11 protein-coding genes and 2 pseudogenes are annotated in these 17,456 nt (G+C 40.0%); 7 read left to right on the top strand and 6 right to left on the bottom strand.

Going from position 1 to position 17,456, the window contains the following annotated elements:
* Positions 1-31: 31 nt before the first annotated feature.
* Positions 32-2,353, bottom strand: a complete 2,322-nt coding sequence (locus KZC02_RS17170; RefSeq protein WP_221389833.1) for a PSD1 and planctomycete cytochrome C domain-containing protein — start codon at positions 2,351-2,353, stop codon at positions 32-34.
* Between the two features lie 302 nt (positions 2,354-2,655).
* On the opposite strand from KZC02_RS17170, the pseudogene KZC02_RS17165 reads away from it, so the two are divergent.
* The 3 genes and pseudogenes from KZC02_RS17165 to KZC02_RS17155 all read left to right on the top strand — a co-directional run bounded on the left by KZC02_RS17165 (position 2,656) and on the right by KZC02_RS17155 (position 4,165).
* Positions 2,656-3,569: pseudogene (locus KZC02_RS17165) on the top strand (DUF1338 domain-containing protein).
* Between the two features lie 61 nt (positions 3,570-3,630).
* Positions 3,631-3,807, top strand: coding sequence for a hypothetical protein (locus tag KZC02_RS17160; protein ID WP_221389832.1), 177 nt, complete (start codon positions 3,631-3,633; stop codon positions 3,805-3,807).
* Entirely contained in the window at positions 3,794-4,165 is a 372-nt protein-coding gene (locus KZC02_RS17155; protein WP_221389831.1) for a type II toxin-antitoxin system VapC family toxin, read from the top strand. The genes KZC02_RS17160 and KZC02_RS17155 overlap by 14 nt, the downstream gene beginning before the upstream one ends.
* 23 nt (positions 4,166-4,188) lie before the next feature.
* On the opposite strand, the gene KZC02_RS17150 is transcribed toward KZC02_RS17155, so the two are convergent.
* On the bottom strand, positions 4,189-6,144 hold the full coding sequence (locus tag KZC02_RS17150) for a GDSL-type esterase/lipase family protein (RefSeq protein ID WP_221389830.1): 1,956 nt from the start codon (positions 6,142-6,144) through the stop codon (positions 4,189-4,191).
* Between the two features lie 144 nt (positions 6,145-6,288).
* On the opposite strand from KZC02_RS17150, the gene KZC02_RS17145 reads away from it, so the two are divergent.
* On the top strand, positions 6,289-6,576 hold the full coding sequence (locus tag KZC02_RS17145) for a hypothetical protein (protein ID WP_221389829.1): 288 nt from the start codon (positions 6,289-6,291) through the stop codon (positions 6,574-6,576).
* Positions 6,577-6,644: 68 nt separating this feature from the next.
* On the opposite strand, the pseudogene KZC02_RS17140 reads toward KZC02_RS17145, so the two are convergent.
* From KZC02_RS17140 to KZC02_RS17130, 3 genes and pseudogenes are all read right to left on the bottom strand, one after another.
* Positions 6,645-8,239: pseudogene (locus KZC02_RS17140) on the bottom strand (acyl-CoA carboxylase subunit beta).
* A gap of 473 nt (positions 8,240-8,712) precedes the next feature.
* Positions 8,713-9,681, bottom strand: coding sequence for an MlaD family protein (locus KZC02_RS17135; RefSeq protein ID WP_221389828.1), 969 nt, complete (start codon positions 9,679-9,681; stop codon positions 8,713-8,715).
* 121 nt (positions 9,682-9,802) lie between these two features.
* On the bottom strand, positions 9,803-10,600 hold the full coding sequence (locus tag KZC02_RS17130; protein WP_221389827.1) for an N-acetylmuramoyl-L-alanine amidase: 798 nt from the start codon (positions 10,598-10,600) through the stop codon (positions 9,803-9,805).
* 73 nt (positions 10,601-10,673) lie between these two features.
* On the opposite strand from KZC02_RS17130, the gene KZC02_RS17125 reads away from it, so the two are divergent.
* A complete protein-coding gene (locus tag KZC02_RS17125) occupies positions 10,674-13,550 on the top strand; it encodes a putative LPS assembly protein LptD (RefSeq protein ID WP_221389826.1) in 2,877 nt (958 codons plus the stop codon).
* Between the two features lie 226 nt (positions 13,551-13,776).
* Here the strand turns inward: KZC02_RS17125 and KZC02_RS17120 are convergent, their stop codons facing one another.
* Positions 13,777-14,175, bottom strand: coding sequence for a DUF1573 domain-containing protein (locus KZC02_RS17120; RefSeq protein ID WP_221389825.1), 399 nt, complete (start codon positions 14,173-14,175; stop codon positions 13,777-13,779).
* A gap of 206 nt (positions 14,176-14,381) precedes the next feature.
* Here KZC02_RS17120 and KZC02_RS17115 point away from each other — a divergent pair, with 206 nt between their 5' ends.
* Entirely contained in the window at positions 14,382-16,790 is a 2,409-nt protein-coding gene (locus KZC02_RS17115) for a thiamine pyrophosphate-dependent enzyme (RefSeq protein ID WP_221389824.1), read from the top strand.
* A gap of 13 nt (positions 16,791-16,803) precedes the next feature.
* Complete coding sequence (locus KZC02_RS17110) at positions 16,804-17,397, top strand: sugar transferase (protein WP_221389823.1); 594 nt, start codon at positions 16,804-16,806, stop codon at positions 17,395-17,397.
* Positions 17,398-17,456: the final 59 nt, after the last annotated feature.

Here is a 17,456-nt window from a genome sequence, read left to right as displayed (position 1 = left end):
CATTGTGCCTGCTGCGGTTATTTTTATCATTTCAAGATTTCGTTATTGTTTCTTCCATATTGTAAAGTGTATTGATCACACGCATCAGTGCCGCTGCTTTGTTCTCGTTTACCTTAGCTTCGTGCGGATGCTCACCTACATTCAATACTTTATGTGCCAGCTTTTTATCCTGAGCTAATATTCTTTCCTCATCGTTGTAGTATTCAACCAACAGTTTCATTTCTTTATCTGTAGGTTTTCTGCAAACAATCCGTTGAAATGATTCCCTGATCTTATCTTCTGTACCGACAGATTTTAAAGTGATACGTTCTGCCAAAACACGCGACGCTTCCAATACAGTCGGGTCATTAAGCATGACCAATGCCTGCAAAGGTGTGTTGGTTTTGGATCGTTTTATTTCACAATGATCGCGGTTGCTGGCATCGAAAATTATCATTGACGGCGGTGGTACAGTAAGTTTAATGAACGTATACATTCCTCTTCTATACAAAGCTTCTCCCCTGTCCTGCTGATAGCTTTTTAACGATCCCCGGCCGGAAGTTGCTGATTCCCACAATCCTTTCGGCTGATATGGTTTAACACTCGGGCCACCAATTTTAGGATTAAGCAAGCCGCTTGTGGACAAAACCATATCGCGCACAAACTCTGCCGGTAAGCGGTACCTCGGGCCACGTGACAGATAAATATTATCAGGGTCTGCCTTTAATTTTTCATCCGTAATTTTCGCTGATTGCCGGTAAGTTGCAGATGTGACAATCTGCTTTACAAGCCTTTTAATATCCCAGTTATGATTCATAAAATCAACTGCCAACCAGTCCAGCAAAGCCGGATTCGTAGGCAGTTCTCCCTGCATCCCGAAATCACCCGTACTTTTTACAATACCACGGCCAAAGAACTCCTGCCAGACCTGATTGACAAAAACCCGGGCTGTCAATGGATTATTCTTACTGGTTGTCCATTTCGCCAATCCAAGCCTGTTCTGAGGTGTTTTAGTTGTATCGAATTTCATTACGGCCGGAAGTGCAGACGCCGTTACAATTCTACCCGGCGCATCATAAACGCCTCTGTTCAGGATATGTGTGGCACGTAAAGTATCCCTGTCTCCGAGAACAGAAACAATTAAACGACTGGTATCAGGACGGTTGATAAACGACAACAGATTTTTAGCTTCATCATCAGAAATCGTCAGGATCGGATTTTTTGCGGGTTTGGATTGAGATACATCTCCTTCATACCCAACTTCCTTCGAGTTGTTAAAAAAGGCAAAAAGCCGGTAATAATCTTCCTGAGAAATCGGGTCATATTTATGGTCATGGCATTGGGCACATTCGACAGTCAACCCTAAAACCCCTGTACTGAAAGTCTTTGTTTTATCAATATTATACTCAATCCGGTACTCTTCCGGTATAACGCCTCCCTCTTCTGTATACTTATGGTTTCGAAAAAAAGCCGTGGCCAGAATCTGTTCTTTACTTGCATTAGGCAACATATCCCCTGCAATCTGCCAGGTCAGAAACTGGTCATAAGGCATATTTTTATTAAAAGAATTAATCAGCCAGTCGCGCCATGGCCATTGTGTTCTCACCTCATCATCCTGATAGCCGTACGAATCCGCATAACGCGCCATATCAAGCCAGTAAATGGCCATTTTCTCGCCGTACGTTTTTTGGGCAAGTAATTCGTTCACTATATTTTCGTATGCCTTGTCACTTTTATCGGCTTCAAATTTATTTTGAAGTTCCAAAGTCGGCGGCAAACCAGTCAGATCCAACGCTACCCTTTTTAACAAATGACTTTTGTCTGCTTCTTCATTGGGTGCGAGACCGGCATTTTCTATCTTTTTCAAAACAAAGTGGTCAATTTCATTTTTTGGCCACTCTTCTTTTTCTATTTCAGGAACTTTGGGAAGTACGGGTGCAGAAAATGCCCAGTGTTTTTCATATTTACCACCTTGTTCAATCCATTTTTTCACGGTGCTGATTTCAGCCTCACTTAATAACCCCAAATGAGATTCGGGTGTGGGCATTTGGTACTCAGGGTCAATGGATGTGATTCTTTTGTATAATTCTGACTGTTCAGGTTTTCCGGGAAAGATGGCAACGCCTTTGCCATCTTTCAATTTGGCATACGCACTTTCAGCCATGTCGAGCCGTAAACCCGCTTCGCGTTTTTTAGCATCTGGGCCATGGCATGCAAAACATTTATCCGACAAAATAGGCCTGACATTAAAATTATAGCTAATAGCCTCTTCTGACGATTTACTTTTTAAAGTCCCGTTCTTTTGAAAACAGGAAAATACCATCGTTCCAATGGCCAGTATAATTCCTGCAGAAAAGAAAAGATGTTTTTTCATGATTGAACACTTGCCTTATTGATAATACTTTTTCTTACTATATTTATAAAACAAATTTTTAAAGCAAATAGTATCCCTGGAATGGATTCTGACAGTGATCTTAAGATTTTTCAAACTTAAAAACCTTATTCTTCTTACATTGACGTTTATTAGTACAAAGAATAAAGCACCCTGATTTCTATCTGTTTTGCAGCAACTTTTGTTTCCGGTTATATTCAAAATTAAGAAATTCAGGAGTTATTTGCTGATAATCAATTGTATAATCCGATTCCCGTATTTTTATTTCAATAACCATAATTGATATGAATCCTTTATCAACACAAAAAAATGAAACGCTGGATATTGTTCTGAATGGCCTTATGTCCAGATATAAGGAACGTGTTCCCGATGTAAAAACAATTATTAATGCAATGACTCGGGCCGGGATTATTGAAACTATGGAGGGGATAGAAAATGACCATATTGCTTTCCGGACTATGGGCGTTCCGCAATTGGGAATTCAGTCTTTTGAAAAGATATTTCTTCATTATGGATATGAAAAAAAGAGCATTATTTTTTTGAAGGTAAAAAGCTGGATGCCTGGTGGTACAGCCCGCCACGTGAAACCGATCCGCGGATTTTTGTAAGTGAACTTCGTGTTGGAGATTTGTCAGAAGAAAGTCAGAAAATTATTTACAGCTATACTGATGAAGTGACCAGTGATCCCGTTGATCATCTTAATTTAGATAATGGCCTGGACGTGGATGCATTTCTTCATCGCCCGCTTTGGCGCACTCCCACCGTTGCTGATTATCAAACACTGCTGAAAGAAAGTGAATATGCAGCCTGGGTCATATACAATCGTTATTACCTTAATCACTTCACAATCAGCGTACATAATTTACCCGAAGGTTATAATACAGTTGCAAATTTCAATGTGTTTCTGGAAGAAAACGGCATTAAACTCAATACTTCCGGCGGAAAAATAAAAATCAGTCCGGATGGAGGGTTACTGCAAAGTGCTACAATTGCCCAAATGATCGATGCAGAATTTGCAGATGGAGAAACGTTGAAAATATCGGGGTCTTACGTAGAATTTGCAGAGAGAAAAGTCTTGCCGGAATTCAAACATTTACCAGGAAATCAAATCACCAGAAAACACCGTCGCGACGGTTTTGAAGCGGCAAATGCAGACAAGATCTTTGAGAGTACCTATACTACGCAGACTTTGAAGTGACAAACGTATAACAATTGAATTCTAATTAAAAATATTGTAAAATTGTATAAAAACTATAAAAATGGTCGTAACAATCAAGAAAGATGCACCTGCTACGGCAGTTAAAGATGCAATGAAAGCAATTGCAGAGGAAAGAGCTACCCGCAAAGGATTTGATGCAAAAAAATATACCGGTAAAATAAAATTTCCCGTTGATGGCCTTACTTACCAAAAGCAAATAAGAAATGAGTGGGAATAGAGTTTTAGCTGATACCAACACTCTTATCTATTTTTTCAATGAACATCCAAAAGCTATTAATGCATTGGATGGCAACGAAATTTTCATTTCTATTATAACAGAAATAGAATTACTTAGTTATCCTGGATTGGACGATCAAACTAATCTGGCTATTAAGGAATTTTTGAAAGACTGCTCAATAGTTGAAATTCTTCCAAAAATTAAAGATTTTACAATTAACCTTAAAAAAATCAGGAGAATTAAACTTCCTGACGCTATTATTGCGGCAACTGCTCAATTTCTAAAAATTGAACTTATCACTTTTGATAAAGGTTTCGCAACTATTCCTGATCTGGATTTAATTTTATTAGAATTTTAAGATTAAGGTTTGAATAGTGCCTCTCATTCATTCACCAAAAAATAAACTACCCGGCAGGCATTTCCAATACTCTTCTCATTCTTATCAGAAACAATACTTAGTTTTAAAGTATGCTTTCCTGATAAAAGTCCATCGTTCAGCATCAGGTACCAGGGCAAGTGTAATTGCGTGCTCCATTGCGTAAACAGATCCAGTGTTTGTGCTTTTTTGCCATCAATGGAATAAGAAACTTTCCCGGCATCCGGACCGGAAATAATTGCGATTCCCACTCCCTGGCCTTTAAAATCAAATTCAAAAGAAGAACCTGCACTTTCACTTACCAGCATAGAAACATTTACAAAACCTTCCCTTGTTGAAACGTTATCTTTTGGTTTCCAATTTGGATCCACTTTAAATCCAGCCAGTTTTTTTGCTTCTGCAACAGGACGATAACCCGCTTTTTCATATGAGAACTTATCAATTGCTGTTGGAAGTTCTATATCCTTATAAGCCTGTTCAGGAGTTAATCTTAACAGTTCTTTTATAGTTTGAAAATAGATTTCCTGCCCGAACGGAGAAGGGTGCAAATCTTTAAAATCATACTTCCAGGAAAATTCTCCTGCCTTCATCTTGTCATAAACTTCTTTTGCCAGATTGATATAGGAAGCACCATAATAGCTGGCAATTTTTTGGTGAACTGCAACTTCAACAGGCTCTTTCCCATCATCATAATCAGCATTTTTATCAGGATCTGCAAAAGCCATTATCACAGTACCGGCTTTTGGATTTTTGAAATACATTTGTCTCAAAATACCTTCTAATGCACGTATCTGTGCTTTTTCAGTAAATCCATTGGTTCTGTCATTTACTGCTGCCTCCACAAATAGCAAATCGGGGATTCCTTTTGACAATACATCTTTTTCAAAACGAAAAGCGTGCGGCGTGCTTCCCAGTGATGGAATCCCGGCAGTTATGAAAGTAAATTCTGTTTCCCGAAAATGTTCCTGTAAGTATTGTGCCGTTTTGTTACGCCAGCCAGGATTGTGTGTAATTGATCCGCCCAGGAATGCAACTGTACCTCTTTTTGCGGTTTTAAATTTTTCATATGCATTGCCCAAACCCTGGTTCACTTCAATGTAAGCGGAGGAAGGCAACGGCTTTTGAACCGGTACGCTGTTTTCATAGATGAAATTGGCAAAAAATTCAGGGTGTTCTATGGAAAAATGATGTCCTTCCAAAGTTTGTTCACCTCGAGTCATAGGATAAACGCTTACCGGACCGCCCAATTTTAAATAATTTTGTACCAACAGGTCAGAATTTTCAGCAGGCGGAACCAATTTATCTTCCAAACCAATTACGTGCAGGATTGGTACCTTAAATGCAGCAAGACCACTCAGGTCGTTTAAAGGAGTATCATTAAAACTTTCTGCTTCTTTTTCAGTTAAGCCGTATTGTTCAAGCCATGAAGCCCAGTCTTTTTCAGATCCCGGCCCTTTGCCTTTTCCTCCCGGCCAGCTTTTCGGATCACAAACCGGTGCTTCAGCATAGATACAACTTACCTTATCCGGATTTCGCTTCGCCCAGCCGTACACATATAACCCACCCCGGCTCACACCTTCCAAAGCGACTTTGGGAGCAAACTGTTTTTCCCTGACCAGATAATCGTAAAAATCATCCCAAACCTGCATGGCTTTGGGATGACCAAACATGTCATTCGTATTCACATAAACAATATGAAAGCCACGGGTAAGCAGGATACTATCCATTTCCGTATGCCAGGTAGGGAAATGTGCGCGCCAAACCCACGGATTTCCGGGCAGCGCCTGATTAGGTTTTACATACCACGCATTTCGGTTTTCGAATTCGAACTCATGTTTTTCAAAACCTTTCCAATTGGTTAAAGCTTCGGGAATATTTTTTCCGCCGGATTGTCCAAAAACCTCAAATCCGGCAAGGATATATAGTAAAGACAATATCCATTTAACTGTATTTCTATCCATAAAAAACAAAGGAAATTGGTATGAGAATTTACCGGGCAATCCACTTTCTAATTATAAAAACTGATGATAATCAATGCATATCAGAATCCAATAAGTTGATGGCATGATATTTTAACTATTGCTAACAACATTAAATAAGAAGTTATGGATAAGATCGAGAAATTTAAGTCAATGGAAAAAATTCTTCGCGAACTCGAAGATTTAAAAAATAGCGAAACTGCCGTAATTAAGAAGATAGGCCAGATTGAAACTGAAAATATGAACCTTAATATTCAGGAACTTGAGAAATCAATTGCCACAATATATGACGGTGCTTATAAAAACCTGGAAAATATTGAAGGACTGCACACATCATTTGTAGAAACCGTTTCCGATTTTAAGGAAAAAAATAATATTACTGATGAAATGCTTCTTGAAATAAGAGAAGCTTAATTAGCCCATGAATAATAAAGTAAACACAAAAAGCCGTCCAAATGGACGGCTTTTTGTGTTTTAACCTGCTAAACCTGCATTACACCAACATTAAATGCTCTTTCGATTGGTGACTGGTTTGCAGCTTCTATTCCCATTGAAATTATTCTCCTGGTTTCAACGGGATCAATAATTCCATCAACCCAAAGCCTCGCAGCAGCAAAATAAGGAGACAATTCCTCGTTATACCTATCTGTAATTTCATCTAAAAGCTGTTTTTCAGCTTCGGGTGTAATTATTTCACCTTTTGCTTTTAAAGTTGCTGTTTGGATCTGAAGTAATGTTTTTGCTGCTGTTACTCCGCTCATTACTGCCATTTGCGCCGTTGGCCATGCATATATCAATCGAGGGTCATATGCTTTTCCGCACATGGCATAATTTCCTGCACCATATGAATTACCCACAATGAAGGTAAATTTAGGAACTATAGAATTTGCCACGGCATTGACCATCTTGGCACCATCTTTAATAATTCCACCCTGTTCAGCACGGCTTCCTACCATAAAACCGGTTACATCCTGAAAGAATATTAACGGGATTTTTTCTGGTTACAATTCATGATAAAGCGAGCCGCTTTATCCGCAGATTCCCCATAAATTACGCCGCCCATCTGCATTTCGCCTTTTCCGGACCTGACTACCTTGCGCTGATTCGCAACTATTCCAACTGCCCATCCGTCAACCCGGGCATAGGCACAAATTAGGGTTTTGCCATAATCTGGTTTGTATTCGTCAATTTCTGATGCATCGGTGATACACTCCAGGATATGGAGCATATCATAAGGTTTCAGCCGGTCGGTTGGCAGAATCTCATATATTTCATCAGCAACCCGGGCCGGGGATATTGTTGGTTTACGATTAAAACCGGCATTCTCAGGTTCACCGATTTTATCAATATGTCTCTTTATAGCATCCAGGCACGATTTATCATCCGGAAATTTATTGTCGGTTACCCCTGATATTTCACAATGCATGGAAGCACCGCCAAGCGTTTCGCTATCTACATCCTCTCCAACTGACGATTTAACTAAATATGGCCCTGCCAGATAAACAGATCCTGTACCTTCCACTATAAAAGTTTCATCGGACATGACCGGCAGATAAGCACCGCCTGCAACACAACTTCCCATAATTGCAGCAATTTGCACAATCCCCATGGAAGACATTCTGGCGTTATTTCTGAAAATACGCCCAAAATGCTCCTTATCAGCAAATACTTCGGATTGCATTGGTAAGTACACCCTTGCGCTGTCTACCAGATAAATAACCGGCAGACGGTTTTCCATGGCAATTTCCTGAGCACGCAGATTCTTCTTTGCAGCAATCGGAAACCATGCGCCTGCTTTTACGGTAGCATCATTTGCCACAATCAGGCATTGCTTGCCGGATACATAGCCAATTCCTGCAACAACGCCACCAGAGGGGCAGCCACCTTCGTCTGCATACATGCCATCAGCTGTAAATGCACCAATTTCTAAAAAATATGAACCTGTATCAATTAAATAATCTATTCTTTCCCGGGCAGTGAGCTTGCCCTTCTGATGTTGCGCTTCTATTCTTTTTTTACCTCCACCCAGTTTTACCTGTTCATATTTCAGGTCGAGGGTTTGCAACAATTCCTGCATTGTTTCCTGATTCGGCATAGTTCCTGATGAAAGTTTAAATGAACAGCCCAAAAATAAAAAGTCGCCTGCCCGTAAGCAAACGACTTGTTTTTTATTACTGAAAAGAAAGATTTAAAAATTTGTTTCCACTTTTATCCCCTCATCCTGTAAATATTGCCCTATGTTAAAAAATGATATAATTTGCGTCCAACTCTGATGTATAATATTTCAAGGATATACTGAATTATAAAAGACTGCAATCCACTACTTCCAATAATATCATTAAGTGATTTTTTATTATTTAACACATCTTTATATCCTCTATAATACGAAGGCTGTCCGTCCATCACCTCGTAAATAAGTGCCTGGGGAATATTTTCATTTTTTGCCAGCGTACTTGTGCTTCATTTCTTCGGCTCTTTTATCAGCATAAGAATTTTATTTACTATTTTCTTTAAGCAAAATAACGAAAAACAGTAACTGGCAGCGTGTGTTTACCTGATTTGTGTAGCTGTATCCAGCACAGACTCAGCAGGTCCTGTTTCCTTTTTTCCAAAAACAGATATGTGAACATAGCGTTTTGGGTGTTCCCGGAAATTAGTCATCAGTTTATTTAGACTGATCATAGTTCTGTTCAGATTGTCATAAAGTGTTTGATCAGTGACCAGTTTACCAGCTGTGCCTTTTCCTGCTTGTACACCCGCCAGTATCTGCCGCAGCTCTCCGATCGTCTTGTTGGCACTTTGTACAGTTTCTCCTAATCGCAGTGCATTTAATGAATCAGCGAGTGTTCCTGTTTTTGCCAGCAAAGGTTTAAGCTCTTTTTCGGTTTCAATTAATGAAGCAGAAAGTGCATTAAGATTGGTGGTCATTGCCAGCAGATTTTTGCGGTTTTCGCTTAATAATCCTTGTAAACTATTTCCCGTCTGGTCGTAGTTCTTCAACACCTGATTCAGTATCAGTCCGGTTTCTTTAAATCCGGCAGCAACTACGTCAAGGTTCCGGACAAGAGAATCTGCATGGGTTACCAGTGGCAAAGCTTTTTCCTGTAATAATGCTGAAATACCTGCTTCTTTTGATCCGATAAGTGTATCATTATCAGTCAGAAACCGGGTAGATGTACCCATTGTAATGTGGATAACTTTGCCTCCAAGTAATCCCCCATCAGCTAAAGTTGCAAGTGTACCTTCTGGCAGAACAATTCCTTTCTGAACATCAATTGTGACCAAAAGCTTGTTCTGACGATTCTGTAAAAGCGTTATTCCCTGTACACGGCCCACGTTCAGGCCATTGAGCAAAACAGGATTGGATGCTGTAAGTCCATCAATGTTATCATATATGACATAATATTTGTATGTTCTGGAAAAGACATCAGAACCTTTGAGTACATGAAAGCCGAGGTATAATAATACAATAGCAAATATTGCCATTATCCCCACCTTCACTTCTTTTGATATTTTCATGGACTAAGTAAAAATTGCTCCCGGCATAAGCCTACAGCTATATTAAGCAGTTGGTGTAAGTTTAAGTTCGCCTAAATTAATTTGATTCGCAATTGGTATATCAATATAATTAGCTAACGGATCACTGATCCATCTCTTTTTTATAAATTTTGAAAGCCTGATAAATTGATTTTGCTACTTCTTCCTGGCCTTCTTCCGAATTCAGGTACCTTTCTTCATTCGACGAAGACAAGAATCCCGTTTCAATCAGTACACTTGGCATTGCGGCCCGCCATAACACCAGAAATCCTGCTTGTTTTACTCCCCGGCTTTCCCGTTCAGAAACTGTACGAAACTTTTTTTCCACATAATCAGCAAACTTTAAACTACTGTATATGAATGCACTCTGGTAATTTGCAAGCATAATATGTGCCAAAGGAGAATTAGGATCAAATCCCTTATACTTTTGTTTGTAATTAGTTTCCTGCAATATTACAGAGTTTTCACGCTTTGCCACTTCAAGGTTTCCTTCTGTTTTATGCAAACCCATTACATACGTTTCTGTTCCCCTTGCACCACTGGACCGTGGAGTAGCGTTACAATGAATAGAAATAAAAAGATCAGCGTTATTTCGGTTTGCAAATGCAGAGCGTTCACCTAATTCAATAAAGACATCGGTGGAGCGTGTATAAAGAACTTTTACATCAGGATCTTCTTCCTTGATTTTACGGCCAAGTTCCAATGCAACTTTTAATGCCACGTCTTTTTCTCTGGCAACACTGCCTCTGGTTCCCGGATCTTTACCTCCATGGCCAGCATCAATAACGACGGTATTCACTTTAGTATCGACTCTTGCTACAACCGGTTTTTCATGAATAACAAAAGCAAGACTGACCAGTAATAAAGAGGCTGCAATTATGGTTTTAAGAATTTTTAACATTATTTTTTAGTTACGACGTAATTCTTTAGAGGTTTCTCAACTAATTTTGAATTATTATGCAAAAATACTCTATTTGTTAGAACTGAAAAGAAAGGCGATTATTATATCGCTGGGACTTGTGGCGTTTCTTTTAATCGGCACGGTGGGATGTATACAGCAACGCTCAAAGCGATCCGGAAAAAATCCTGGCACTGCCAAGGTTTCTGAGGGGGCTGCTAAAAAAGCGGATGTTGGCCGTATACCTGCCAAACCGGATACTATTTCCTCCGATTCCACCAAACTTGCTACTTCGGTGGCAGATTCAATACGTACAAAAAACGGATTGGTAATATCTGCCGACTCCACTGCTTCTGATACACTTTCTTCTCCGGATGATCTTGAAAATGTTGTAAAATATACAGCTGAGGATTCCACGATTATGGATGTTGCTGTAAAGCAGGTTCATTTATACGGAAACGCAGAAGTAAATTATGGAACAATTAACTTAAAAGCAAGTTACATCCGGCTTAACTGGATCACGAATGAAGTATACGCCATAGGAACTTATGATTCGACGGCAAAAAAAATGACCGGAGACCCTATTTTTCAGGATGGTGCACAAACTTATAACACAAAGGAAATCCGCTATAATTTCAAGTCCAAAAAAGCCTTAATCCAGGGAATTGTTACCTCCGAAGGTGACGGAAATATCCGGGGAGAAAAAGTAAAAAAAGACACGGAAGGAAATTTTTACATCAATCATTCGATGTATACGACCTGTAATCTTACGCATCCGCATTATTACATCAATGCGCCGAAGATTAAGATGGTTAACCAGAAGCAGGTTATTTCCGGGCCGTTCAATCTCGTCATCAGTGATGTTCCTCTGCCAATAGCTTTGCCTTTTGGTTTTTTCCCTTTCCCCAAGAAAAAGGAAATCGGTACGTCCGGAATACTTTTCCCAACTTATGGTGAAGAGCCCAACGGAAGAGGGTTTTATTTGAGGGACGGAGGTTATTACTTCGCAATCAGTGAATTTATTAATGCGCAGGTAACCGGGCAGATCTATACCTCAGGCAGCTGGGGCTTAGGAGTTGCATCTACCTATTCCAGGCGTTACCAGTATAATGGAAATTTTGCTTTAAGAGTCGCCAGGAACCGTTCCAGTGATGAAGTTAAAAGAGGTGCAAACATTGGAACAACCAACGATTTCAGCCTGGTCTGGTCGCATGCTCCAAAAGCTCGCGGAAATTCCACATTTTCTGCCAATGTCAATATTACCAGTAATACCTATAATCAGAATCAGGTATTAGAAACCCAAAAATATATATCCAATGTGGCAAGTTCTTCAGTTCAATACAACCGGACAATGGGCCAGTACCTGCGTGGTGCAGCAAGTTTACGTGTCAATCAGAACTTTGGACAAAATGTTCCTAATTCAGTACCTGCTCGAAAAACTGGTGGTGTAACCAATATTTCCTCGGATTTCAGTTTTGGTGTAAATCAGATCGCACCTTTTGCTATGAATGGTGGTCGTGGCCGCTGGTTCGAAAGTTTCCGTCTTGGAATGGATTTTAATGGGAATTACGGGCTTACCAACGTACTTTCCGCTATAGATACTTCTTACACGCGCCTGGGTTTCAGGGTGAGAAATTTAAGGGTAGATAAAAACCGTGTAGGCCAGGATACCACAGTAGCTTTTAATGTTGACAATTTGTCTGAAATATTTAAAGATGCGCAGTTTACCGGTACTTACAGTATTCCAATTTCACTTCCCAACTTTAAAATTCTACGTTTTATTAATCTGACGCCCAGTATGTCACTACAGGGGCAGGTTTATACCAAACAATACCAATACACTTACGTTGGTGGAAACAATGTGAGGATTGATACGCTTAATAAACCCGGGACGCAATACTCTTATTCCTTTGGTGGAGGATTGAATACACGTTTCTATGGGACATTTGTTTTTGGCGGGAAAAGGCTTGAAGCGATCCGGCATACCGTAATTCCATCACTTACTTATAGTTACACACCAGATTTTACATCTTCCACCTATGGTTTTTATCAGAGAGTAAGATATAATGCAGCTGGCGATACCAAGAATTTGTCGCGTTTCAATGGTGTTGGAGTTGGAGTAAGTAATGGACAGGCAACCAGTATTATTTCGTTCAGTTTGAACAACTCTTTTGAGATGAAACTGAGATCAAAGAGCGATACCGCAGCAGCTCAATTTGAGAAAGTTTCATTACTTGATAATTTAAGTTTGAACGGAAGTTATAATTTGCTTGCCGACTCACTTAATTTATCCAATATCAGTGTGAACGCAAATGCAAGGATCGGGAAAGACCTGAATCTGAACTTCAACATGAATCTCGATCCCTATGCGTATGTAGCAAATCCGAATATTATAGGTAACCAGATAGGAACGAAGATCAATAAATATTCTATTGCAGAAGGACAAGGACTTGCCAAATTACAAAGCCTTGGATTTACATTAGGAAAAAGCTTTTCGCCAAAAAAATCGGACAAACCAAAACCTACGCCTGGTGCCAACAGTACTGCAACACAGGAAGAACGTGAATTCGTAGAAAGCAATCCTGAATTGTATGTTGATTTTAATGTGCCCTGGAATGTTTCCCTTAACTACAACTTTGGCTTAACAAAACCGGGATTATCCAAAGCTACACTGATTCAGGCGTTGCAAATGACGGGAGATCTGAGCTTATCCAAAAATTTCAAACTGACAATCAATACCGGTTTTGACTTTACTGCATTTCAACCAACCATTACAACTTTATCGTTGATGCGTGATCTGCATTGCTGGGATATGAGCTTCAACTGGACACCCTTTGCAGGAAGCGCCTCGCGGGTGAGCAATTACAATTTTATACTAAAAGTAAAATCGAGCATTCTTCAGGATCTGAAAGTAACCCGCCGCCGTTCATTCCGCGATCTTGCAGGTTATTAAACAAGTGTCAGTAAACAGTTGACTGTCAAAAGTTCAAAGCAAAAACCAACCAAATTAATTTCAATTCTTAGTAAGGTAAAAACCGGATAAGGAAGGTCAATATATGCGGCTTGCCTTATAAAAAAGTAAAGTTTGGATTGTTTAATTCGCTTAACCGGGTTACTATGGAACAACAAAAAAGCCATCCTTCTCGGGATAGCTTTTTTAACTTTTAATAAAGTCGGGATTACTTTGAAGATTTTGCAGCAGCAGTTTTTGGAACTACTTCACCATTCAGATATAAAGTAATAGAACCTCCTTCTGTATTACTGAAAACCGTAACAGGCTTATTGAAAGGTCCCGCAGCAGCAGCATTGAACGTTGCTTTGATTGTACCTGTTTTACCAGGAAGAACAGGATCTTTTGACCATACAGGAGTTGTACATCCGCAAGAAACAGTAACGTTAGAAATTACAACAGGATCACTTCCGGTGTTCGTAAATACGAATTCCTGAGTAACAGGAGTGCCTTGAGGAACTTTGCCAAACTTGTGTGTTTCTTCTTTGAATTTCAAAACACCCTTCTGGGCAAAACTAACAGTGGTCAAACCGATCAATAAAACCAGTGCTGAAAAAAATACTTTCATAATAGTATTAGACATTTAAGTGGTGGAAAATGAACACAAAAACAAGATTAGCGTATAAAAATTAAATTTAATAAACATTAACCAATATTAACAAAGGTCTTAAACTTGTTGTGATTATTGTTATGATTATTATTTTCCTGTATAATTTTGGCATGCATCCAAAAAATGTAATTTAACTACGGATTCAAACCCCGCAACTTTTGCTTATGCTTCAAAATGATAGTTTGACCGGTTCCAGTATTTTGAGTAAGGAGAATATTATTGATGATTATCGTCTTGCCTGCGAAAGTCGTCAGGTAAGTTTGCTGGGAAGGAAAGATACAATGGGTGGCCGTTCCAAATTTGGCATTTTTGGCGATGGAAAGGAAGTGGCGCAGATTGCAATGGCGCGTGCATTTCGCAGAGGTGATTTTCGTTCAGGTTATTACAGAGACCAGACTATAGAAGCTGCATTAGGAAACCTTTCCTGGCAGCAGTTTTTTGCACAAATGTATGCGCATGCCGATTTGCTGCATGAACCCAATACAGGAGGAAGATCCATGAACGGCCACTTTTCAACCAGATGGCTGGACGAAAACGGCCAATGGCTGGATCAGACTCAACTTCATAATTCAGTATGTGACATTTCTTCTACCGCCGGACAAATTCCGCGGGCGGTAGGGCTTGCTTATGCTTCAAAATTATACCGGGCCAATAAAGACATACAAAACCTCACCACTTTTTCGAATCAGGGAAACGAAATCATTTTTGCAACCATTGGTGACGCTTCTACTTCACAGGGTATGTTCTGGGAAGCAATGAATGCGGTAGGTGTATTGCAGGTTCCATTGCTTACCTCTGTCTGGGATGATGGTTACGGCATTTCTGTTCCAATTAAATACCAGACTACCAAAGCCAGTATTTCAAAAGCGTTGGCAGGCCTTCAGCGTAATGAAGATGAGCCTGGTATTGAGATCATAACAGTCAACGGCTGGGATTATCCTGCTTTGATCGAGACTTATCAGCGTGCGGCTGCCCTGTGCAGAGAAGAACAGGTTCCTGTTTTAATCCACGTTACAGAATTGACCCAGCCACAAGGCCATTCCACTTCGGGATCGCATGAAAGATACAAATCCAAACAGCGCCTGAATTGGGAAAATGATCATGATTGTAACCGAAGGTTCCGTAACTGGATCCTGCAAAACGGTTATGCCACTGATGAGGATCTGGAACTGATTGAAACCGAGGCTAAAGAAACAGCACATCAGTCACGTAACCAGGCATGGCAGTCGTACCGGAAAGATCTGGATAAAGAATATCTTGCAACCATACAATTGCTGCAAAATGCCATGCACGAAAGTGCCTTTGCAAGTGAGATCAGCAATATTGTTCTGGAATTGTCCAAAACTTATCTGCCGGTAAGAAAAGATATGGTTTCCAGTATTCGTAAAGCGTTGCGTTTGATGGGTTCAGAAGAACATAAATCAAGAACTGCTTTGCTGGATTCACTTCACAACAGCCTTAAAGAGAACGAGAAGAGATTTAGTACGCATCTTTATAGTAACTCTGCAGATTCTCCGCTACTTGTAAAAGCAGTAGAACCTATATATTCAGAAAATAGCCCAACAGTAGATGGCCGTGAAATCATACGTTCCTATTTCAATGCACTTTTTGAAAGAGATCCCCGTGTATTAGCATTGGGTGAAGACGTTGGTATGATTGGTGATGTGAACCAGGGAATGGCTGGTTTACAGGAAAAATTTGGTGAACTGCGGATCACAGATACAGGAATCCGTGAAGCTACTATAGTTGGACAGGGAGTGGGTTTGGCAATGCGTGGCTTACGCCCAATCGTTGAAATTCAGTACTTTGATTACATCTATTATGCGCTTGCAACGCTGACGGACGATCTGGCAACACTTCAATACCGTACAGCAGGTGGACAAAAAGCACCATTGATTGTCCGTACACGCGGGCACCGCCTTGAGGGAATCTGGCATTCAGGTTCACCAATGGGTACCATGCTCAGCAGCTTGCGCGGGATGCATGTTATTGTCCCAAGGAATTTTACTCAGGCTGCCGGATTTTATAATACATTAATAAAAGGAGATGATCCTGCCCTGGTTATAGAGCCGTTAAATTCGTATCGCCAAAAAGAAATCCTTCCCGACAATATCAGTGAAATATGTCTTCCGCTCGGCGTTCCGGAAGTGTTGAGACAAGGTAAGGATATTACCATTGTTACTTACGGATCTATGTGCAGGATTGTAATGGAAGCTACGGTACAATTGCAACAGCTGGGTATTGAAGCTGAGGTGATTGATGTACAAACACTCTTGCCATTCGATATTCATAGCAGCATTATAGAATCAATCAAAAAGACCAGCAGGGTTATCTTTGCAGATGAAGACGTTCCTGGCAGTGCTTCTGCCTATATGATGCAGCAGGTTCTGGAAAAACAAAATGCCTATCGCTGGCTCGACTCCGCTCCTGCTACCATTTCGGCAAAAGATCATCGTCCGCCTTATGGTTCCGATGGTGATTATTTTACAAAACCTAATATGGACGATGTGCTTGAAACTGCCTACCGGATAATGCGTGAATCTGATCCGGTATTATACCCGGAGCTGTTTTAGTTCATGGAAGAAAATGTATAAGCATTCAGGAAAAAGAATTTTAGATCTTATAATAGCGGGAACCGGATTAATTATCCTGTCTCCGCTTTTTCTTTTTGTTACAATTCTGTTATGGTTTCTGAACAATAGAAAACCTTTTTTTTCACAGCCTCGTCCCGGCCTCAATGGAGTTACTTTTACGTTGAACAAATTCAGGACCATGAAGAGTCTGAAAGATTCGAATGGCAATTTGCTTCCTGACGAACAAAGGATTACAAGATTTGGAAACTGGTTACGGCGCACTTCAATGGATGAAATACCTCAGCTCTGGAATGTACTTAAAGGAGATATGAGTATAATTGGCCCAAGGCCATTATTAATTGAATATTTACCACTTTATAATTTCACCCAGCAACAGCGGCATAAAGTAAAACCAGGGATAACCGGCTGGGCTCAGATTAACGGCAGAAATGCCATTTCCTGGACAAGAAAATTTGAATATGATGTTTGGTACGTGCAGAATCTTTCCTTCTGGCTGGATGTGAAAATTCTTTTCCTGACAGCGTTGAAATTATTTGGCAAAACCAGCACAGATGAAACTATTCCTGCAAAAAAATTTGCTGGCTAATCATGCAACATTTAATTACTACAATCCATTACTTAAAAGCATGTTTCACGTATTGATGA

Origin of the sequence: Dyadobacter sp. NIV53, from assembly GCF_019711195.1 — a bacterium.
Taxonomy (GTDB): domain Bacteria; phylum Bacteroidota; class Bacteroidia; order Cytophagales; family Spirosomataceae; genus Dyadobacter.
Note: the sequence above shows the minus strand (reverse complement) of the source record. Positions and strands in the feature narration are given on the sequence as shown.

Coding starts and splice junctions, on each gene's coding strand:
- KZC02_RS17135 (WP_221389828.1), bottom strand. CDS start 9,681: ATGAAAATATCAAAAGAAGTGAAGGTGGGGATAATGGCAATATTTGCT.
- KZC02_RS17120 (WP_221389825.1), bottom strand. CDS start 14,175: ATGAAAGTATTTTTTTCAGCACTGGTTTTATTGATCGGTTTGACCACT.
- KZC02_RS17115 (WP_221389824.1), top strand. CDS start 14,382: ATGCTTCAAAATGATAGTTTGACCGGTTCCAGTATTTTGAGTAAGGAG.
- KZC02_RS17145 (WP_221389829.1), top strand. CDS start 6,289: ATGGATAAGATCGAGAAATTTAAGTCAATGGAAAAAATTCTTCGCGAA.
- KZC02_RS17110 (WP_221389823.1), top strand. CDS start 16,804: ATGTATAAGCATTCAGGAAAAAGAATTTTAGATCTTATAATAGCGGGA.
- KZC02_RS17150 (WP_221389830.1), bottom strand. CDS start 6,144: ATGGATAGAAATACAGTTAAATGGATATTGTCTTTACTATATATCCTT.
- KZC02_RS17130 (WP_221389827.1), bottom strand. CDS start 10,600: ATGTTAAAAATTCTTAAAACCATAATTGCAGCCTCTTTATTACTGGTC.
- KZC02_RS17160 (WP_221389832.1), top strand. CDS start 3,631: ATGGTCGTAACAATCAAGAAAGATGCACCTGCTACGGCAGTTAAAGAT.
- KZC02_RS17155 (WP_221389831.1), top strand. CDS start 3,794: ATGAGTGGGAATAGAGTTTTAGCTGATACCAACACTCTTATCTATTTT.
- KZC02_RS17170 (WP_221389833.1), bottom strand. CDS start 2,353: ATGAAAAAACATCTTTTCTTTTCTGCAGGAATTATACTGGCCATTGGA.